Genomic DNA, 20,637 nt, shown 5'->3' with positions numbered 1-20,637 from the left:
ACCGGCGGGGACGGCTGAGAAAATAGTACTTGCCTTCTGAGATCAGCCGGAGAAGAATTGCCGTCTTGTCAACGTAAATGTACTTTTCCTCAGGATCAACCAGCTCTGAAAATGTCTGAATGCCAATGGGTAATCTCTTCATTGCCGTCCTTTGTGTTTAAAACACCACTATTGTAATGCTTCAACTGGAAATGGAATTTTAACCCCGTCGAGTTAGTTGGTTGCGGTTGACGGCCATAGGAACTCTATCCCTCATACCGGGTGGGCGCAACTGCTCGAATCTGAGACGCCTGTGTCAACGCACTGTTCTTCCCACGAGATTTCGGTCTGATGCGTCCCCTGTGGCCAGTTACCTGTAACCAGATGTCAGGTAGCAGGCAACTCTTTGTAGATTTTTTTTACCTGCCTGGCGACCTGTTCCTGGGAAAAGCTCTTTTCAGCCATCTCCCGACCTCGGTGGCCCATTTTCTGACGCAGATCTGTATCAAGTATCAAGCGTTTCAAAGCATCAGCCAGGCTTTCCGGGTCACGGACAGGCACCAGCAGTCCGTTTTCACCGTCTTTAACGGCCTCCCGGCAACCGGGGACATCGGTGGTGACACATGGTCTGCCGCAGGCCATGGCCTCCAGGAGCACCTTGGGCAACCCTTCGCGGTAGGAAGGCAAACAAACGATACTTGCCCGGACAAGAGTTTCAGGCATGTTACCGCTTTTCCCCCACCATTCAACTATTCCCTGCTCTGCCCACGCCTTTATGTCTCCATCCAGTATGCTCCCGGGGTTGGCCGGGTCCGGATGACCGACCAATACAAACCGCGCATCTATCCTCTGTCCTTTAAGCAGACGGGCTGCTTCGACAAAATCTTCGACCCCTTTCTCCCGCAGGAGACGCGCCGCCAGCATTACAACCGGAGCGCCCTGTGGAGCAGGCCCGGGACGAAATCGGTTCAAGTCAACCCCCGCCCCCCGGATCAAGCAAATCCGGTCCGGACATACACCCGCTTTTCGCAATAGACTCCGATCATCAGGATTTTCGACAAGTATCCTGCCGCGAGCGGCAATAACTACTATAAGCCGCTTGAAGACCGCCCTGATCAAACCGCCACGTTTGCCGGCAGAGAACAAAAAACCCATACCCGTCAGAGCTGCAACAATATTGCTTTTGCCTGAGAACAGGGAAGCGAACCATCCAAGCATGACGAGTTTCAGGGAAATCAGATGCAATATGTCCGGCTTTTCCTTTCTGAAAATCCGGATGAGCCTGATGATGGTTCCTGACTCCTTAAGTGGATTCAGATTACTCCTGTCGATATCAATATGAATAACCTTAACCCCTATCCTTTCAATTTCATCCTTATTATCAGACAGTCTCGTAACCAGAGTTACATCAAAACCTGATTCGAAAGCAGCCTGTGCCATCGGGACCCAGTGAGAACAAAAAAACCAGTCTTCAGATACGAGAAATAAAATTTTTGACATTTTTAATGCATCTACGAGAATCTTTCTCTATCAGTAATCGAAAGTATAACCAAACATATCTATCTCTTCTCCATATACATCCATCACAATATTTTTCGATATCTCATCATAATGTTCATGATACTTACCACCATATCCCTTATTTTTATGAGGTAAAGATATGTTATCAACTCTTAATCTATTGCATACATAGCGAAAATCTTCAGACAGATTCTCGAACCTTCCTATAAAATCAAGAGGAAGTTCACCTTTGAAATTTTTCAAAAAATGAATCTGACTCCTCAACAGTTTTTTACCAGTACACATCTTTACAAACTCAGGAAATGTACAATTCCTATCGATACCATAGCTTCTCATATGAAATTCATCATTCATTACATTATGATACATTGAATAAACCCTTGCCCATGGATTACGGACAAACGTAAATTTAAAATACGAATTATATTGTGATTTATTAACAGTAATCTTGTTATTTGCATTTGTATTTTTATACAAGCGAGCTATATATATCCTTCTTGCCAGTTCTACGGCATTGTCTATCGACATGAATAAAAGAGGATTGAAAGGCAGAGGCTCGATCATTCTAATGCTTCTATGGTCCTGCATACCTCTGCCCATATAGCCGTCGAAATGCCCCAAAGCATCTTCTATACTTGTACCGGCGCATTTTGGTATATGTATGAAGATACATTTATATTTATGCGAAATCATGACTCAGCAATTACTTTTTTTGAATAATAGTCTTGTGGTGGATCATATGATACAAAGCTGTATATAAGTCGGCGACCACATCCAACCTGAAGTTTTCCAGTATACGTGCACGGGCCCTTTCGCCAAGCGCCCTTCTTTCCTGTGCAGGAATCTTCAGAATTCGTTCTATTTCTCCTGCCAGGGCCTTTGCATTCCGTGGCTCCACAACAGCTCCTGTATCGCCAACAATCAGCCCGGAATCGCCCACATCCGTCACCACGCACACCACTCCACAGGCCATGGCCTCGCCAATAACCAGAGGAAAGGCCTCACCGGCCGAAGACGAAGAATAGACATCAAGAGCCGACATAATGGCCGGTATATCCTTGCGTCTCCCTGGCAGGTGAAAATGGTTCCGCAAACCGGCACTGTCAATCCATTCCGACAGTGCACGATTCTCCCAGGAAAGACCTTCTCCGCAGAGTAAAAACTCCACATCCGGTATTTTTTTGTGCAGCAACGAGGCCGCTTTTATGAAATTTCGGTGGTCCTTCAGCGGGTGGAAGCGTCCAACCATGCCAACAAGCAGGGCCTCATCCTGAATACCCAGTTCTCGCCGTACCATGGCGCGTTTTTGAGCATCGGGCCTGAACTTATCGGTATCAAACCCGTTCGGGATCACCACCATCCTGGAGGCATCATAGCCAAGCCCGACGTGTATCTGTCGTGCAACATCAGCGCAGCAGATGATTTTCCCGGGCAGCCATCTGGACAGACCCGCACAGGCCCGTGCAGTCCAGATGGTGGACTGTTTGGTTACTTCAGGATCAAGATCGACGTTATGAATACCCCAGACCACAGGGACATTGCCTGCCAGCTTTGCGGCAAGCCCACCGATAAGATCTGCGTGATACATCCATGTCTGGACAATATCAGGCCTGGCAAGGCGGAGCTTACGGGCAAGAGAGAGGACAGCAACAGGATCAGGGACCCCTCGCCGCATCCCAAGAGCCTGCACTGGGGTACCGGACTGCATTATTCTCTCACCAATGGGACCTGTATCGACGAGCGAAATGACCTCCGAACTGAAAACCGTCCTGTCCATGGCAGACAGAAGTGAGCAAAGCATCATCTCCGCCCCACCTGTCTGCAACCCTGTTATGACATGAACAATTCGGACCGGATTTTTTTTCATGATGTCGCAAATCCAGTCTTCGTAGAATGACGATTCCGCTTTCGCCTCATTTTCCTCTGTCTCATCTTCGCTCGCTACGTTTTTCAACAACCTGTCTGCTGACCCTGCGGTCTGCAACTTTCCCCAAGCAAAATCTCCAGATACTGATCAATTATCCTGGCTGAGGAAAAGTCTTCTGCCCGTTTCCGCAGCAGACTGACGTCCGGCGGATTTTCAAGGGTCTCTACCATGGCCCGGGCCAGGGCTTCGGGATCGCCGACAGACACCAGCCGCCCGTATTTGCCATTTTCAAGAATTTCCGCAGGGCCGCTGGGACAATTGGTGGAAACCACCGGGGTACCCAGGGCGATGGCCTCGAGCAGAACATTGGGAAGCCCTTCCCAGCGGGAAGACAGAACAAAGAGCGAAGCCTGCCGCATGAACGGATAGGGGTTAGGGACGAACCCTGGCAGAGATATATCATTTTCCAGGCTCATCCTGCCGATCATCCCTTCCAGCTCCTTCCTGTCCTCTCCTTCCCCAAGAATTATCAGCTTTGCCTCAAGCCTGGTCCTTACCAGCGCAAACGCCCGGATCAGGGTCTGGAAATCTTTTTGCTCAGTCAACCTGCCAGTAGCGACGATGACTGAAGGTCCTGTTTGCCGGAACCAGGGATGATCATTTTTTTCTTCAGCCCTGGCAGAAATGGTCTGCAGATCAAGCGGATTGAAAACAACGCGCAATTTTGCCGCCGGAATACCGGCATGCCTGCTCAAATCGTCGGCAGATCCTTTGGAATTTGCAATAATCGTGTCTGCCCAGGGATAAAAAAAACGGGTGGCCAGAGGCAGGAGCCTGCCACGGAACTGCTTCGTCTTTTTTGCGCTGATTCCCATGGTATTGGCCTCTCGCACAGCCAGCAATTCCGGCGCACTTCGTGCGAATTTCCGGGCCCAGATGGCTATTATATTGGCATGAGCCATGGTAGCCAGCATGGCCCCTGGACGTTCACGCCGAAGATACCGCACCAGGGCCGGCATGCTGGTAACGACACGGGAGGCTTTCAAGTCAACGATCCGCACATCGGGTGAAATTTCGTCCAGATATGGCCCTTCGGCCCGGGCCAGAACCAGATCCACCCTGACGCCCCTGCTCCTGAACCCGTTTGCCAGATTAACCATGACCCGCTCCGCTCCGCCCCCACTCAGGGAAGGCAGATAGAGAGCTATATCGATTTTCCCGACAGACATCACCTGTTCTCTTTTTCAAGCCATGCCTGGAACATCAAAAAATCCCACAGATAATAATGCCATGAAAAATGCCCTTCCAGGTGTTCCCGCCACATTTTCCGTATTGGCCCGGAATGAAAAAAGCCTTCCTGACGCAATCTGTTTTCATCCAGCAGAGCCTCGCCCCAGTCTCGCAGCGGGCCGCGCAGCCAGTGTTTAATTGGCACGCCGAATCCCATCTTGGGACGGTCCATGATCTCTCTGGGTACATAACGATACAGGACCTGACGAAGCAGCCACTTGCCCTGTCCATTTCTGTGCTTGAATCTCATGGGAAGGCGCCAGGCAAATTCGACAAGCCTGTGATCCAGGAGAGGAACGCGGGCCTCGAGGCTGACGGCCATGGTGGCCCTGTCCACCTTGACCAGGATATCGTCGGGCAGGTACGTGATGGCATCCATGTACATCATGTATTCCCGAAGGTCCGGCAAATCCGGCCTTTTCTCCGAAATATCGAAAACCGTTGAAGGCTCGCTGCCCCCCATGACAAGCGATGCCGGAACCTTGGCATGCGACACCAACCGCTTGTAACAGGACGCCCCTGACTGTTCTCTGACAATTTCTGCAAGGTTTGGCAGGCGAAACGCAAGATGGGGAATCTGAAGGCGTTTCGGCAGGACTTGCATTGCATATTCCAGAGACCGCCCCGGAAACTTCTCCATGGCAAGGGCGATCATCCTGCGCAATGGATGGGGGACACAACGAAGAACCCGCCAGATACGCCAGCCATTGAAATAGCGCTGATAGCCAAAAAAAAGTTCATCACCGCCATCTCCGGAAAGACTTACCGTTACATGGTTCCTGGTGAGTTCACTGACCAGAAAAGTTGGAATCTGGGATGAATCCGAAAACGGCTCGTCCCAGATCAGCGGCAGCCTGGGAATCACCTCCATGGCGTCCTCAGGGGTCACGTAGAGCTCGGTATGATCCGTTCCCAGATGCCGGGCCACGGTCTTTGCGTGTTCGGCCTCGTTGTATCTTTTTTCATGGAAACCGATGGTAAATGTCTTTACCGGGCGGGTTGACCGAGCCTGCATCAGGGCGACAACCGTGCTGGAGTCGAATCCTCCGGAGAGAAAGGCCCCCAGGGGGACATCGGCAACCATCTGCCCCTGCAGAGATTTGTCCAGCAACCGCTCAAGTTCCTGGACGGCCTCGCTCTCATCTCCGTCAAAGGGATTCTGCCATGCCTTTTCTATCACATCTTTAAGCTGCCAGTACGGTGATATGACTTCCACAGGCTTGCCGGAGGTCTGCCTGAACCGAAGCAAATGACCGGGGGAAAGTTTGGAAATTCCCTGGTAAATGGACCAGGGTGCCGGTATATAGCCATGGCGGAGATACAGGGTCAGCCCGTCCCGGTTGATCTCCCCGCTAAAGGCAGGGTGCGTTTTGAGCGCCTTCAACTCGGAGCCAAACAAAAAAACACCCTGCTGCCAGCCATAATAAAGTGGTTTTTCACCCATTCGGTCCCTGGCCAGAAAGAGGGTCTTTTCCGTCCTGTTCCAGAGAGCCAGGGCAAACATGCCGACAGCAGCCTGTAAGGCGCGCTCGACGCCCCATGCCTCGAAAGCGGCAAGGAGCACCTCGGTGTCTGAAGTACCCTGCCAGGCAGGGGCCGAGCCTTCGGCCTCGAGAGCCTGTCTCATCTCCCTGAAATTGTAGATTTCACCGTTGAATATCAGCACAAGGCGACCCGATGCGGAATGCATGGGCTGATGACCAGCAGAAGACAGATCAATGATGGCCAGACGACTGTGGGCCAGTGCAATACCGCTTTCTCCGTCCACCCATACACCGTGGCTGTCAGGGCCGCGGTGACGGAGGGTGGCGATCATGCCTGAGGCAATATTCTCCAGAGCAGAATTTTCACCCTGTCCGCTCTTTATAAAACCGGCGATTCCACACATGGCGTCTCCTGAAAGTGCATGAAAATATATGTCATCCCGGACAGGTTGAACTGATTTTTATTACATTGGCAAACAACTCACCCCACATCCTGTCAATCCGCTCCATGGAAAAACGCTCCCTGGCCTCGATGGCACTCTCAGCGTAGCGGTGACGAAGATTTTCATCCCCCATTACTTTTGCAAGTGTATCGACCAGGGCCGCATGGTCATTCTGAGGCACCAGCAATCCATCGATGTCGTGGCGCAGGATATCACGCGGCCCTGTATCACAGTCCACACTTACCGCCGGCAGGCCGTGGGCCAGCGCCTCGACGAGCGTATTAGGGAACCCTTCGAAGCGGGACGTCATGACGTAAAGATCCGCCGCATCATACCAGTCACCGATATTGCCCACCGTGCCCGGCAGGAAAACACGATCTTCCAGGGCCCGTTCGGCAGCCTGCTTTTCAAGCTCAGTCCGGCATTTACCTTCGCCCACGATGGCCAGGCACCAGTCCGGAAAGCGGGGCGCCAGCTCGGCAAAAGCGGCCAGGAGTCGATCAAATCCCTTTTCCGGGCCCAGGCGGCCAGCAGCCAACAGCATATTATCTCCAGGGGCGGAACCCGTTATTTGCAGAGGCATGACTCGAGGTTCCTGAGGAAGCAAAGGATAAAAAACCGGGTTTGGAATCACCGGCACTCTATGTGCCCCCGCCTGGATCCGTAACCATTGCGCGCTTTTCTCGGTTTGCGCCACCACTGCCGACAGGCGCGGATAGGTCCTTCTCCGCAGCCATGCCCACACCCTGCCGACAGGAAATTCAGGCGGATAGGTACGCTCCGAGCCAATAGCCGGGATGCCGGTGCCAGTTGCGGCGATGGACAGCAGACTGCTGGCTGCGCTCATCATGCCCAGTGCCACGTCTGGCTTCTCCCTTTTGAGTACCTGGCGCAGAGCGCGCACACGGTGAAAGTTATGCCAGATCGCGGCAAACATATTGGGGCTGTCCGCATCGGCTCGCAAAGCAATACGGCGGATGGTCGGATGGAGTTCATAAAAGTCCCGTTCTCGGCCCGTCATGGTGACGACGGTTATTTTCCAGCTTTTACCGGCCCAATAATTAGCCAGGTTGGCTGTAACGCGCTCAGCGCCACCGGCTGATAACGAGTGGATGAAAAGGAGGAGATGCATTTTTATATTACACCTAAATCCTGCAGTTGTCCGGCATTCGAACGTCGATACAAGAACATATGCTGTGTCGGCTTCACCGTTTTCGTGCTCGACGTACCACAAGTACGCCTGTGCCGAAAACGGCTCTCCTCCTTGCATCTGTACCTGTCTCGACGTTCTCGGTACATGAACAACTGCAGGATTTAGGTTACAGCTTTTAACAGTTCCGCAATTTTTAACGAAACCAGATCGGTACTAAATTTTGCTGCGACCACTTCTCTTCCACGCTTTCCCATCTCCCTGGCAACCGTTCTGTTCAGATACAGATACTCCAGGGCATCGAACCATTCCATCTCATTGCTGGCACCAAATCCAAAATCATCTGTTTTTAACACTTCAGCATTCATTCCCACCGGGGATACTACAACAGGAATGCCACACGACATGTACTGAAGCATCTTGAAACTGCACTTTCCTCTTGCCCACTCATTATCAGGCAGTGGCATGATACCAGCGTCCATCATCTGGATGGACCGGACTTCCATATCTTCCGACCATGGCAAAAACTTTATTTTGCTTTCTGTAACTCCTGATAAATCAGGCACCTGATCAGAGACTATCAATAACCTGATATCACCATATTTTTTCATAAGACGACTCAAGACCGGCTCAATGTCCTTAAGGTATATCAAATTACCTCTGGTTCCTACCCAGCCAATGGTAAAAATATCATTTTGCCTCTTCTCCAACGGCTCAAACCTGTCGATATCTACCCCTGTCGGTACAATCGAAACATTACCGTTGTATGCTGAAAACCAATCTGCGATATATTGATTTCCGGCAATAATGACATCTGAAATTTTCGCAATTTCAGATATGCTTCCATTACTTCTCTCCGTTAACCAGATGGCATCGTCAACATCAAAAACAACAGGCTTCTTAAGATATTTCTCCAAAGTCATCCACCCGGGAAGCAATTCTCTCTGCAACCAGGTTACGTTGTATTTTCCAGCATGATACACATGTGGCCATCTTGACCCGACCTTCATTCCCTGCCAGAGAGCAACAAACGGCAACCGGACAAACCTGGGCCAGGAATCTATACCGAAAGGTATCTTTTCGTACACATTAATAACTGGAAAATATTCCGATACATCTATATCGTGTTTTTTTAACTTTTGAATATTCTGGCGAACACGGTATCGCGCAGATGGCACAAAACGACCCTGGGTAAGCGCAGCAACACGTATCATGACTCGTTTCTTGCCCATATGGTCATTCGACCTGTCTGACCAAACTGACTCAACAGCCAGGCCAGAGGATAAAGTATCTGGTGCCACCTTCCAGCATTTTCGGGAAAACCAATCAACTTTTCCCCCAGTTTGTCATAACCTTTCTCGCGCAGCACATACCCAATGCAGGGAAACAGATTACTCAACACACGCTGGTGATAAACCTTTACCAGCGACCATCCACCTGCCTCCAGAACCTGACTTATCGACCGTGGAGTATAATGATAAAGATGGGTCGGCAGTTGGAGCGCGTACCATTTTTCTTTAAAAATTTTAAACTCAAGAGAACCGGCATTTGGCACCGATATCACCAACCAGCCACCAGGCCTGGTCCACTCACGCAATTTTCTCAAGCCACCAACAGGGTCATGCAGGTGCTCAACCACCATCCAACCGACAACAAGATCAAACAACTTGTCGGGTGCGGGTGCAGTTTCCAGAGGTCCCGCATACACATGATAGCCAAGCTGAGTAGCCGCCATAGCCGCTTTGCTCGAAAACTCTATACCCTCTACACGCCAACCTCGTTGAGCCATCTGGTGCATAAAGGCCCCGGAGGCGCAGCCCAGTTCCAGCAGGTTTCCCGGCGGGATCGACGGTAGTGCCGAGGTTTTGTAGTCGACAAGAAACGACACAACAGGCCTGAGCAATCTTTTTATGACGGATGACCGGCCCGGTGCTTCCGGCCGGACCCGGGTCCCTGCGTAGGGACCGTAATCATCGGGATAGTAGAAACCGATCGACTCGGGCGCTGGCCTTGGATTGGTGCGCATCAGACCACATGTGCGGCATTTGACGACTGTAAACGTGCCCGGAAGATCATGCAGCAGATCTCTCCCCTCGAGAACAACGTTATCACCCCCTGCACAGCCGAGGGGACAACCGACATCCTCGAGCAATACGCCGCCGGACATATTCATGCAAGAACACTCCTCTTGAAAAAATACTGTTGTATCAAAAAATTAGCCATATAATAGATACTTGTCGCGAGCGCCAGCCCCTTTACCCCCCATAAATAGAACGACACAACCTTACATGGAATATATAGCGTGAAACTGACAACAGATATTCTGGTGGGTGTTTCAGTGTCACCACAGGCATAAAATGCGGAAGATGAAATCTGCCCCAGGGCGCCCCCTATGAAAACACCTGAAAGCCACATCATGATCCACCAAAGATCTGTTACATTTTTTTCACTCAGCCGGCCAATACCAACCAGGAATGCAAGAACAAGTTGTCCGAAGGTGCCAAGAGCGAATAATCCGAAACAGGAAATGGCGGCTGTCTGCGTAAGTTTGCGAACATAGAATCGCCTGAACTCATCTCTTTTTCCCGACTGGTGCAACCTGCTGAGGCGAGGGACCATAGGGGATGCGACAGCCTTGTTCAGCACCTGGCCGACAGCGCCATATATCCTCTGGGCCAGGTAATAGAGCGACAGGCTGCCAGTTTGGGCCATCGACAACAGCATACGGTCGACCACGGGATCTGTCTTGTAGTACGCTGTTCCCAATATCAATGGTTTGATACGCTGCCAGGATGTAACCACAAGTTCACTTTTCAGCGTCGGACGAACAGGATACCCCATACCCGGCAGCAACAGTACAGTCTGCAGGGCCAGTCGCAGGACACTGATCCAGGCGGCAGCGACCACGCCAAAGCGCGGAAGAGCCCAGATCAGCGCCAAAAAGCCGATCACACTTGCCAACAGCGGTGTACATTCCGCCCAGACGAATCTCTGCCTGGCGTGGTACGCCGCCCACTGAACTCCATTGACAGCCGAAAAGACCATGCCGATCAGCTGAATACGGGTCAGTCGTACGGTCAGGTCCATCCCGCCTTCGGAAAAACCCGGAACGGTGACAGGTACCCACCAGGGAGCGGTGGCAAAAAGCGTCATAGCCAGCATACTGAATACGCCGCCGATCAGAGCAAAAAAACTCCATGCGTCACGTCGCAGGCACTCTTCGCTTTCAATGGAAAGAAGCGGAACCAGCACATGCATCAGCGAGCCACTGATGATGGCCAGCGTCAACTGGGGTATTGTCATGCCCGCAAACAGGGCATCTGTTTCAATACCCGGACCAAGCCGCGTGAGAACATACCACTGATACAGGAACGCAATGCCGATACTCATCGCCGATAGCGTACCGAGGTGAACGGCTTGTTTCATGACTAACCTTTCGTACGGATTTCCGCTGAGTTCCTGGCACGCAGATCGTCACAGATATAATGGTTGACGGTTAGCGAGGGACTACTGGTACCTTTGTACGCCCTGAGTAGCCTTCGGGGGATTGCGATACAAGGCCAAGCCCTCAGTCTACGCCAAAAAAACCTGCCATCCTTGTACCCGTGGGTTATCATTGGCTTTTCACTAAAGAGCTCTGCGCCAATGCAGAGCCACAACCAAGGAGGCAGGTTTCATGCAGAATGTAAAGTTTGTTGGTCTGGATGTCCATAAAATCATTGAGGTGGACCCCATTGTCAAGATAACTTTTTGCATAAATTAAGCGCAGATTGCCTGTTGATGCATTTACTACATTGTGGCACTTATAGCTCACCTGCTCTTTGACATGTTTCATGTTTTTTTTTAACCGGTCCAGTTCAACCTGCAACCGTCCAATTTGCTGGAAGAGTCTGTCCCTATCGTCCTCCATGGCCTTGAAGGTTCTGCCGCTCCTGCCACCAAAAACATCGGGGAGCGCCTTGGCGGCCTGATTTTTCCAACGGTTTACCTGGCTGACATGAATACCAAACTCGGAGGAGATCTCGCTGCTGCTCTTCTGTGCCTTCAAGACCATCAAGGCTACTTTGGTTTTCAGGTCGGTGCCGTATTTTTTTCTCTTCATTTTTACCCCCATGAACAGTATGATTCCTGCGCTTAGCATACTGTCTCATTTATGGGGTCCACTATACTCCTTATCCTGTGGCCGGATTCCTCTGGAATCACTGGCCGGAATGATCTGGAATATGCAGCAGGCACAGGGGCCTGCCCCTACGGGAAAATCGTGTCACGAGGAAAGCACAGGTCGCCTGTTATTCAGGATGGCAAGTCCTGCTCCCCAAGGTGGAACGGTCCTGGAGAAAAGGTCAAATCTCTTGCCGCTTCGCTGTAATCAAAGACCATGTCCCGGTTCATCCGCTCGGCCATACCGACGGAAATATGCCGGAAACGGGGCAGAAGACGGGCCACGCCGATAACCATACGAAAGACAGGGCCAGGAACAACCAGGTAGCGCGGTCGCCGGCCCAGGGCGGCAAAGACGCGACCGACCATTTCATCATATGCCAGGGTTTCGCCACCTCCAATATTATAGGCCCGGTCAGCCACCTGTTGCTGATGCAGAGCCTGAACACAGGCCGCGGCAACGTCCGTGGCGTGGATGGGTTGACGCAACCCCTTTGCCGGACCAAGGAGAGGGAAAAAACCGAACCGGCGGATAAAGCGGGCAATGGACGAAATGTTTTTATCCCGGCCCAGGCCGTAGATCAGCGTCGGCCGGAGAATAATCCAGGAAATACCATGTTGCCTGGCCCAGTCGACCAGTTGTTTTTCGCCTGCGGCCAAACGGGTGGCAATCTCCCGCTCGGCAGGGTCGCTCGAGTCTGTTTTGGTGAAAAGACTGGTGGAGCTCAAGGCGACGATCCGGCGGGTTCCAGCCTGCTCCAGCAGAGGAAAACAATCCGGCAGTACCCAGATCGGGGCCAGGCAGATCCATTTTTCGATCTGCGGGAGCTGTGGCAGCGTCTTCTGCGCCAGGCGCACCCACGAGATCCGGCGATCAGGCCCCGGACCTTCCTGGACCGGACGCCTGGAAAAGGCGACAAGATCGCCCCGGGCAGCCGGCCACCGGTTCAGCAGGAAATCGCCGACCAGGCTCGTCGCACCGAGAACCCCTGTTTTCCGCTCAGCCACACATCTTTCCCGACAATTGGAACAGCTGGCGACTCCCGTAATAAGCCGCCAGCAGAGCAAATCGTGTCCAGACACCGGCCACAACCAGCCACATCAGTACACCGGGATACTGGTCCCGGAAGAATTTCCAGTAAAAGCGAATCATGCCCTTGTGCTTATGAAACTCCACGAATACGGGCCGTTCGCGGCTGCAGGTGCCGGCGTAATGGGTCACCTTCGCGTCCGGGACGAACATAACCCGCCAGCCCGAGGCCCGGAAGCGCATGCAGAGGTCCAGGTCCTCGCAGTGGAGAAAATACTTCTCGTCAAAGCTGCCCACCTCCTGCTGAGCCTCCCGGGAGACCAGCATACAGGCACCGGATATGGCCTCAACCTCGACTGGCTGGTCAGGGAGAGGCTGTTTGTACTGATTGAAATCAGCAAAGAAGCGTGATGAAAGACTTGAAAAAACATGAAGCTTGAAAACACGCACCAGACTACGCCACGGAGTTGGTATCAACCGCCTGCTGCCTGCCTGTTCCTGACCGTTCTGGCCAACAAGGAGGGGACCCACCATCCCCACGTCAGAGGGTCCGTTCAAACAGGCAAGCATTCGCTCAACCGCATCTTCATGGACCTCGCAGTCCGGGTTCAGATAGAGCAGATGATGCCCCCTGGCGAGTTTTGCGCCGATATTACAGGCAGTGGCAAAGCCAAGGTTGGAACGATTGCGGCGTATCTGCAGGCGGGCCTCGTCGACATAGCTGGCTTTCAGGATATCGAGGCTGTTATCCATGGAAGCATTGTCGACAACAATAACCTCAGAGTCGGGAACGGTGTCGAAGACGGACCGAACCGCCCCCTTGAGCCTTTCTCCGGAATTGTAATTGACGATAATCGCCGAAAGCACTGGTATGTTTTTGGCAAGGGAAGATGTTTTCATAAACCGGCAATCCAATCCTTTACCGTCAGGAAGCGCGTACTCCAGTCACAGGTTGTACGAAAAGAAGCCAATTGACTTTCTGATGGCGGGGTCTGCAGCAGGGTTTCGATTCGCCGTTGCAGATCGGCCCCTTCAAAAAAAGTGACCCCGCCTTCACGGGCATGTTCCGGCATGGTCCCGAAACGGGTGGAAAGCACCGGTTTGCCCATTGCCCGGTATTCATAATATTTTATCGGGTCCACGCCCATGGTCAGTTTGTTGAGTCTGAAAGGAATCAGGCAGATATCGAAACCGACAATATGCTCCACAGCCTTCCCGTGGGGACACGCCGGATAGAGGGTTATATTTCCAGGCAGATCCGGGACCTTCACGAAACACGGGCCGACTATCCGAATGTCATAACAGGGATCGAGTGCCGCCAGACGGAGGACCCGTTCCCAGTCGAACCAGGCGCCAACAGTGCCGACGTAACCGAAAACCGTTGTTTTCTTCTCTCCCGCAACCCTCGGCCTGGCATTGAAAAAACAGCGCTTGTCGTAGCCATTGGGGAGATGGACCATATCCGGATTCAGGCCGTACAGTTTTTCCCTGATCAGGGGTGCAGAATACCACACCCGATCGACTATTCCGGCAATTTTCCGTTCCGTTGCGGCCATCCTTGTTTTCGAGAAACCACTGTAGAATGCGGGGAAATCATCCATGGCATCATAGAAGGAGGCCCGGTGGGGAATCCTGCGCAAAGCCCACACTGCAAGCGCATGGGGCCGGCCGGCTCCCACGATCAACTCTCCCCTGCTCCGCGAACCATACTCTTTTATCCGCTTGCGCACACCTCTCCAGTACAGGATGTGGTTAAGCCATGGACCGCCAGGCACAGGTTCCACCGGCAGGGCTGCGGGTTTCAGGAGGTGGAGTCCCGGTAACGAAAAAGGCGGGGACAGACGGTCCGGTGTCCCTGATCGATGGAAGTCTTTCCATGACGGCAGCCTGGTTGGATATGAATCAACCCAGAGGACACTGTCAACAATCCTGTTTTGCAGAAGATAGCGGACAAGATAGTGGGGCCGCTGGGGATAGCTGTGCCAGGAAACAGGTGAAAAATAGAGCAGATGCATCCGCTTAGCGAGGACAGCTCCCTAGTATGGAAACAATACGCTGAGCGGCCTTGCCGTCACCATAGGGTGAAACGCCGCGTGCCATCTTCTTATACGCCTTTTCATCGTGGAGTAGCCGTTCCGCCTCCCTGAGGATGGATTCTTTCCTGGTTCCGACCAGCTTGACCACCCCGGCCTCCACGGCCTCGGGGCGCTCGGTTTCATCGCGGAGGACCAGAACGGGTTTGCCCAGCGCCGGAGCCTCTTCCTGAATCCCGCCCGAGTCCGAGATAATCAGATGGGCCATCTTCATTACCTGGACAAACGGTGCGTAGTCCAGGGGCTTGACCAGCTGTATCCTGGGATGCCCTCCGAGAATTTCATGGGCGATCTTTGTCACATTGGGATTGGGATGAACGGGATAGAGCAGCAAAATGTCGTCATTTCGCTCGACCAGGGTGCGGATGGCGGAAAAAGCCTCCTTCATCGGCTCACCGAAATTCTCGCGCCGATGGGAGGTCATGACAACCAGGCGGCGGGAGGTATCCAGGTCCACACCGGGGTCCAGGTCTTTTTCCGCGGTCAGCAACAGCGCATCGATGACCGTGTTGCCGGTGACGTGGATATCTCCTGCCGGGATGTTTTCCCGCAGCAGATTGTCCCTTGCACTCCGGGTGGGGGCGAAATGGAGCGCGGCGAGTCGACTGGCAACCACCCGGTTCATCTCTTCCGGGAAGGGATTGGCCAGGTCACCGGTACGCAATCCCGCTTCCACATGAGCAAACGGAATTTTCCGGTAAAAACAGGCAAGGGCTACGGTCATGACGGTAGTGGTGTCTCCCTGAGCCAGGACAATATGGGGACAAGCCTCTCCGAAGGCATCATCCAGGGCCAGGAGCAGCCTGGAGGTCAATTCGATCAGCCCCTGGTCCCGCTGCATGATATCGAGATCGTAATCCGGCACGATATCAAAAAGCGAGAGGACCTGGTCAAGCATCTGGCGATGCTGCGCCGTGGCCAGGACCCGGACCTCGGCCCAGGAACAGTTGCGCAGAGCGAGGATAACCGCGGCCATCTTGATAGCTTCCGGACGGGTACCGACCACACATAAAATACGTTTTTTCATGCGGCCACCAGTCGTGCGCACCGGTTGCGGAAATCTTGCAATTTCGCATCCAGGTCGTCTACTTTATCAATTCTTGACTGTACGAGTGATTTACCCAGCTTGTAGAGGGCGATATCTTCCCTGTTCTTCTCGTGCAACTCCTGGAACAGCTCCTCCCCGAGTTCCTGCTTGAGAAACTCTCTTCTTTCCCCGGCGGATTTCCGTTTCTGACCAACATTTTGCGGGATATAGGAGAGATCTATCCCGGGAATATATTCCCTGAGAAACTCTTCCATCAGGACCATGGATTCATTGAATCGCTCGACGAGGCCAAGCAAGGGGACACTGCGCAGAAAGGCACAGGCGCGCTCAAACTCCTCGGCGGTGAACGGTCGTTTCTTGAACTGCCTGGGAGGGAGACAGCGGCTTATGTAAAAATTTCGGATAGTGTTGCCGACATCGGGATTCATGCGCCACTTCACATATTCTTTCAGATCATGTTGCGTGGCAAACATGGCCCCTGGAGTTGTAGCCTCGGTCTGTTTGCGCTCGAAGTTATACACAGAGGTCACCCGTTCTATGGGATCCCTGAGCATGACAATCTGGGGGAGCAGAACCTTATCAAGAGAAGGGAGCGGCAGGGTCAGGTGATGGGTGGACACGGCCCTGATCCACGGATTCTCGGACAGGTACGGTCCCAGGTACGCGGCTCCTTTCCTCATATTATCATCATCTCGATGATCGACGAACCCCTCACCGAAATTCCTGCACAGGGCAAAGTCAATGGTTGTGCCTGCATTCTTGAACAGGTGATTGTGGATGATCACGACCCGCTCGCTCTTCTCTTTCCGTTTTTTGGCAAAAAGACCGAAGGAGTCAAACCACGTCAGATTAAACATCGGATAAAGTACCAGGCAAAAAAATAAGGTTACCGTGAAAAATAGTCCTGTCGCCCGGTCGGAAGACTTGATCGTCCTGCAAGCGACACCAATGCAACAAACGGGCCTCTTTGGAATATCAAACAAATACCAGCGTAAAATTTTCGTCTACTTCTGGTCGGTTACGTAACCGAACACATCGCTGAACAAAAATCCTCATTGTTCATGGTAGCCATTTCTCATTGACGATAGATATGGGGCTTCCATTTTCCCCATTTTTTCTCGAAAACAGCCCTGTTTTTCTCAAACAGCTGTTTTCGCTCCTGCTCCTTGAGTTTATTGAAAGAGGCCGAGAGGTGATGATGGACAAACACATCATCGGCAATGGCTACCTTGAAGCCGGCCTTCCTGGCCCGGATGCAGTAATCGTCATCCTCGAAAAAACCCCGGCCGAAATCTTCGTCGAGATACCCTATGGTATCGATTACATCGCGACGTATGGCGGCACAGAAGAAGGCGACCGTATCCACATAGAGACGCCGGCGGGCATGACTGCGGGTGTATTCCCGTGCTGCCCGGGCCATCTCTTCCATGTCGGCGTACTGTATATCTATCCGCGCCTCATTGCCTATATTGTTGGTGACCGGTCCGACCAGGCCAAGCGACAAGTCCTGCTGGAAATGACGGACCAGGTCACGCATCCATCCCTTTGTCACGTAGGTGTCATTGTTCAGGACAATGATATACTCGCCGGTCGCCTGCCGCATACCGACATTGTTACCGGCGGCAAAACCGAGGTTCTCTTTATTGAGGATCAGGTGGACATGGAGATTTTTTTCCGCATAATCGGCAAGGAACTCCGGGGTTCCGTCCGAGGAGGCGTTATCGACGATGATCAGTTCCCAGTCCGGATAGCGGGTTTGTTTTTCAAGGCTGAGCAGACAGGCGCGGGTGTAGTCCAGGTTGTTGTAGGTCAGGACGACGACACTCACTCTCGGGTACTGGTTGGCGATGGCCTCTTCCAAGGCCTCCACGCGGTTTGTCCACTGATTTTCAAGGGCGAATTTTCTCCGGGCCTCGATGGCGTCCAGATCGTCCCTGGAGTCCATCGCTTTTTTGATATTTGCTATAAAATCATCCGAATCCTTCGACAGATACACGTGTTCCCGAACCAGCCTCAGTTCAGGCATGTCGGTGGCCACCACCGGCCTGCCGGCGGCAAGATATTCGTAGAGCTTGACCGGGTTGGTGCACTGGATCAGCTCGATCAGCCTGAAGGGAATCATGCACACATCAAAGGCGTAGAGATAGCCTTTCAGGGAAGCATAGGGGACCTCGCCGATAAAATGGATATTTTCTATCTCCTCAGCCTCCCGTGTATCGCACATGAACGTGCTGCCGACCAGGACGAAATCAAACTCCGGACAGGCCCTGGCCGCCCGGATCACCAGCTCCAGGTCGAACCACTCGGAAATAGCCCCGAAATAGCCGACAACGGGACGATCCGAGCTATAAAGCAAAGCTGGCGGCGGCTCGGAAAACCATAACGAGTCTGCGGCGTTGCGGATCAGGATGTTTTCCCTGATCCGGCTTATTTTTTCCGAGAGCGGTGCCGAAGTGGTGACGACCAGATCGGCACCCTGAAGAAGCTGTTTTTCCGCCTGGAGTATTTCCTCGGAGTTGTTTGAAAAACCTCCATGGTCATCCATGCAGTCATAGACAACCACGGCATCCGGCAGGGCCATGGCCACGGGGCGCCAGAAAGGATGATCGACCAGGGCCACGACCTGGCCCAAGTCCACACTCCACATCAGACAATCCATGGCATCCAGGAGCCAGCGCTCCTGGACTTCATCGGGGACCTGTTGATAGATAACGGGATGGGGCCCGGGAATGGTCAGCTGACAGAGATAGATCCGTTCATCGACCTGCTCCAGCAAGGTCGCCCCCGGCTCACCGTCGCCAAAGGTTGTGGACAGGTAGAAAACCCGGTGACCCCTGTCCGCCAGCCCCCTGGCAAGGTGCTGGGGTCTCTGGACTCTGAAATGGTAGTCGATGACCGGAAAAACCACCACATCACGGCCATCACCGTCACAGACAACCTGGAGAGAGCTGTCATGACTTTCAGCGGCAACAGCGGTGGTTCCTGGCCCTGGCCAGGGAGGCACCTGCAGGGCGAACGTGCCCGGCAGGATACTCTGCTTGATCCGCCTGATATTTGTCTGCAGCCCGGGGGGCATGCGCTGGAGAACACCGGCGCCAGAACGGTACAGGCGGCGGGCCATCGGTTTGAGGACCGTATATCTTTCCCGGTCCAGCATCTCCTTGAGACCGGACTGATAGGAGAGGAGCGAGTTGTAATGGTGCTGAAGCTCTTCTACTTCCCTGGACAGACTCTGTACCTCCCGGGAAAGGCTCTCCACCTGCTGCTTCTTTTGCGTAAGCTGCTGGCGCGCTGTTTCCAGGTCCTGACGGAGATCGTCCTTTTCAAGGGCCAGGCTCGCTGCCTGCGCTTCTTTTTGAGCGAGCTGCCCACGCACTGCCTCCAGCTCCTGACAAAGATCCTCCTTTTCAAGGGCCAGGCTCGCTGCCTGCTCTTCTCTTTCAGCGAGTTGCCCACGCACTACTTCCAGTTCCTGACGGAGATCGTCCTTTTCAAGGGCCAGGCTCGCTGCCTGCGCTTCTTTTTGAGCGAGCTGCCCACGCACTGCCTCCAGTTCCTGACAAAGATCCTCCTTTTCAAGGGCCAGGCTCGTTGCCTGCTCTTCTCTTTCAGCGAGTTGCCCACGCACTACTTCCAGTTCCTGACAAAGGTCTTCTCTTTGTTTGTGGTGGACTTGAGATAACTCGGCCAGTTTGGTCTCCTGCTCGTGTATCGTCCTGTCAAGAACATCCATATAGGACAGCAGGGAATAATAGTTCTGAAACTGCCTGAAAAAGGGAATCCAGTCCAGCCTGTTCTCTTTTGTCCGTTCGGTGGAAAACTCCAGCAGGCGGGAATAGAGATCCATGGCCAGGCCGAAACATCCGCCCCTGTCTCTCCAGAGCTGGTTGTCTTTTTCAGAGGCCTGCGAGTGGCGAAGCGATCTGCTCAGAAATTCTTCCGAAAAGCGGTCAAGTTCCTGGCGCAGGCCTGAAGAAATCCTGATCCCGAGATGGTCCGCAATACCGGCGAGGCATTGCTGTGGCGAATCCAACAGCCTGTCATAATCGACGATCATCAGAGAGTTCGTATCCCGGAACTGGAGAATGTCGAACCAGTGACCAAGACAGAGAAGGACCGACTTTTCCTCCATGAAGCTGTTCCTGGCTGCCAGGGAACGGGCGATACTGATCGGGTTTCTGAGGGCGAAAACCAGGTGGGGCTCAATGTCCAGTTCGCGAAGAACCGGAACCCAGAAAGGAAGCAGACGGGAAATCCGAGGGTCCTTTACGCCCCACAGGGGGGTACCAATGAAATGTTCCTCAACGATGTTTTTGGCTTCGGTTCGCAGGGAGGCCAGGGCTTCATCCTGAAGAACCACGGCTGGAACAGGACGCACACTGTCCCAACGATGGCCGATCTCTCGAAAAATCTTCCGATTGAGGGCCTGTATGTCAAGATTCTCCCAGAACCCTTTCGGGTTGTCCTCGGCGGGTCCGGCCAGGTTTTCCCCCAGCTCCACGCCAAGGGCCATCAGGCCACGGGTGAGCGCACTTGTGCCGGAGCGGTGCATACCGACCACGAGAACGGCT

17 protein-coding genes are annotated in these 20,637 nt (G+C 53.1%); all 17 read right to left on the bottom strand.

Annotated elements, in window-relative coordinates:
- The coding region (locus ACXJJY_RS01410; RefSeq protein ID WP_456384922.1) for an AAA family ATPase at positions 1-142 on the bottom strand (142 nt) is incomplete at its 3' end.
- Between the two features lie 224 nt (positions 143-366).
- Complete coding sequence (locus tag ACXJJY_RS01405; protein WP_456384913.1) at positions 367-1,479, bottom strand: glycosyltransferase family 4 protein; 1,113 nt, start codon at positions 1,477-1,479, stop codon at positions 367-369.
- A gap of 30 nt (positions 1,480-1,509) precedes the next feature.
- Positions 1,510-2,193 (bottom strand): sulfotransferase family 2 domain-containing protein, encoded by a 684-nt coding sequence (locus ACXJJY_RS01400; RefSeq protein WP_456384912.1) that lies wholly within the window; start codon positions 2,191-2,193, stop codon positions 1,510-1,512.
- A 10-nt stretch (positions 2,194-2,203) separates the two neighbouring features.
- Positions 2,204-3,454, bottom strand: a complete 1,251-nt coding sequence (locus tag ACXJJY_RS01395; RefSeq protein ID WP_456384910.1) for a glycosyltransferase family 4 protein — start codon at positions 3,452-3,454, stop codon at positions 2,204-2,206.
- Positions 3,451-4,596, bottom strand: a complete 1,146-nt coding sequence (locus tag ACXJJY_RS01390) for a glycosyltransferase (protein ID WP_456384908.1) — start codon at positions 4,594-4,596, stop codon at positions 3,451-3,453. The genes ACXJJY_RS01395 and ACXJJY_RS01390 overlap by 4 nt, the downstream gene beginning before the upstream one ends.
- On the bottom strand, positions 4,596-6,545 hold the full coding sequence (gene asnB, locus ACXJJY_RS01385) for an asparagine synthase (glutamine-hydrolyzing) (RefSeq protein WP_456384906.1): 1,950 nt from the start codon (positions 6,543-6,545) through the stop codon (positions 4,596-4,598). The genes ACXJJY_RS01390 and asnB overlap by 1 nt, the downstream gene beginning before the upstream one ends.
- Positions 6,546-6,576: 31 nt before the next feature.
- Entirely contained in the window at positions 6,577-7,716 is a 1,140-nt protein-coding gene (locus tag ACXJJY_RS01380) for a glycosyltransferase family 4 protein (protein ID WP_456384904.1), read from the bottom strand.
- A gap of 182 nt (positions 7,717-7,898) precedes the next feature.
- Positions 7,899-8,948 carry a glycosyltransferase family 4 protein gene (locus ACXJJY_RS01375; RefSeq protein WP_456384902.1) on the bottom strand — a complete coding sequence of 350 codons (1,050 nt, stop codon included), beginning with the start codon at positions 8,946-8,948 and terminating at the stop codon, positions 7,899-7,901.
- Positions 8,945-9,907 (bottom strand): class I SAM-dependent methyltransferase, encoded by a 963-nt coding sequence (locus tag ACXJJY_RS01370; protein WP_456384900.1) that lies wholly within the window; start codon positions 9,905-9,907, stop codon positions 8,945-8,947. The genes ACXJJY_RS01375 and ACXJJY_RS01370 overlap by 4 nt, the downstream gene beginning before the upstream one ends.
- Entirely contained in the window at positions 9,904-11,160 is a 1,257-nt protein-coding gene (locus ACXJJY_RS01365; RefSeq protein WP_456384898.1) for a lipid II flippase MurJ, read from the bottom strand. The genes ACXJJY_RS01370 and ACXJJY_RS01365 overlap by 4 nt, the downstream gene beginning before the upstream one ends.
- Positions 11,161-11,347: 187 nt before the next feature.
- Entirely contained in the window at positions 11,348-11,836 is a 489-nt protein-coding gene (locus tag ACXJJY_RS01360; RefSeq protein ID WP_456384896.1) for a transposase, read from the bottom strand.
- Between the two features lie 191 nt (positions 11,837-12,027).
- Entirely contained in the window at positions 12,028-12,903 is an 876-nt protein-coding gene (locus ACXJJY_RS01355; RefSeq protein ID WP_456384894.1) for an NAD-dependent epimerase/dehydratase family protein, read from the bottom strand.
- The gene (locus ACXJJY_RS01350; RefSeq protein ID WP_456384892.1) at positions 12,896-13,825 is read right to left on the bottom strand and encodes a glycosyltransferase family 2 protein; all 930 of its coding nucleotides are present in this window, start codon (positions 13,823-13,825) and stop codon (positions 12,896-12,898) included. Before ACXJJY_RS01350 ends, ACXJJY_RS01355 begins: the two co-directional genes overlap by 8 nt.
- Entirely contained in the window at positions 13,822-14,655 is an 834-nt protein-coding gene (locus ACXJJY_RS01345) for a glycosyltransferase family protein (protein ID WP_456384890.1), read from the bottom strand. Before ACXJJY_RS01345 ends, ACXJJY_RS01350 begins: the two co-directional genes overlap by 4 nt.
- 289 nt (positions 14,656-14,944) lie before the next feature.
- Entirely contained in the window at positions 14,945-16,045 is a 1,101-nt protein-coding gene (gene wecB, locus ACXJJY_RS01340) for a non-hydrolyzing UDP-N-acetylglucosamine 2-epimerase (RefSeq protein ID WP_456384888.1), read from the bottom strand.
- Positions 16,042-16,923, bottom strand: a complete 882-nt coding sequence (locus ACXJJY_RS01335; protein ID WP_456384886.1) for a sulfotransferase family 2 domain-containing protein — start codon at positions 16,921-16,923, stop codon at positions 16,042-16,044. Before ACXJJY_RS01335 ends, wecB begins: the two co-directional genes overlap by 4 nt.
- A gap of 218 nt (positions 16,924-17,141) precedes the next feature.
- Complete coding sequence (locus ACXJJY_RS01330) at positions 17,142-20,618, bottom strand: glycosyltransferase (protein ID WP_456384921.1); 3,477 nt, start codon at positions 20,616-20,618, stop codon at positions 17,142-17,144.
- Between the last annotated feature and the right edge of the window lie 19 nt (positions 20,619-20,637).

The organism is Desulfolithobacter sp. (assembly GCF_054025815.1).
This window is presented reverse-complemented; position numbering and strand designations above follow the sequence as displayed.

Excerpts from the sequence above, each read along its gene's own strand:
- ACXJJY_RS01400 (WP_456384912.1), bottom strand. The coding sequence starts at position 2,193 with ATGATTTCGCATAAATATAAATGTATCTTCATACATATACCAAAATGC.
- ACXJJY_RS01380 (WP_456384904.1), bottom strand. The coding sequence starts at position 7,716 with ATGCATCTCCTCCTTTTCATCCACTCGTTATCAGCCGGTGGCGCTGAG.
- ACXJJY_RS01390 (WP_456384908.1), bottom strand. The coding sequence starts at position 4,596 with ATGTCTGTCGGGAAAATCGATATAGCTCTCTATCTGCCTTCCCTGAGT.
- asnB (WP_456384906.1), bottom strand. The coding sequence starts at position 6,545 with ATGTGTGGAATCGCCGGTTTTATAAAGAGCGGACAGGGTGAAAATTCT.
- ACXJJY_RS01370 (WP_456384900.1), bottom strand. The coding sequence starts at position 9,907 with ATGAATATGTCCGGCGGCGTATTGCTCGAGGATGTCGGTTGTCCCCTC.
- ACXJJY_RS01335 (WP_456384886.1), bottom strand. The coding sequence starts at position 16,923 with ATGTTTAATCTGACGTGGTTTGACTCCTTCGGTCTTTTTGCCAAAAAA.
- ACXJJY_RS01350 (WP_456384892.1), bottom strand. The coding sequence starts at position 13,825 with ATGAAAACATCTTCCCTTGCCAAAAACATACCAGTGCTTTCGGCGATT.
- ACXJJY_RS01405 (WP_456384913.1), bottom strand. The coding sequence starts at position 1,479 with ATGTCAAAAATTTTATTTCTCGTATCTGAAGACTGGTTTTTTTGTTCT.
- ACXJJY_RS01330 (WP_456384921.1), bottom strand. The coding sequence starts at position 20,618 with ATGCACCGCTCCGGCACAAGTGCGCTCACCCGTGGCCTGATGGCCCTT.
- ACXJJY_RS01365 (WP_456384898.1), bottom strand. The coding sequence starts at position 11,160 with ATGAAACAAGCCGTTCACCTCGGTACGCTATCGGCGATGAGTATCGGC.
- ACXJJY_RS01360 (WP_456384896.1), bottom strand. The coding sequence starts at position 11,836 with ATGAAGAGAAAAAAATACGGCACCGACCTGAAAACCAAAGTAGCCTTG.
- wecB (WP_456384888.1), bottom strand. The coding sequence starts at position 16,045 with ATGAAAAAACGTATTTTATGTGTGGTCGGTACCCGTCCGGAAGCTATC.
- ACXJJY_RS01375 (WP_456384902.1), bottom strand. The coding sequence starts at position 8,948 with ATGATACGTGTTGCTGCGCTTACCCAGGGTCGTTTTGTGCCATCTGCG.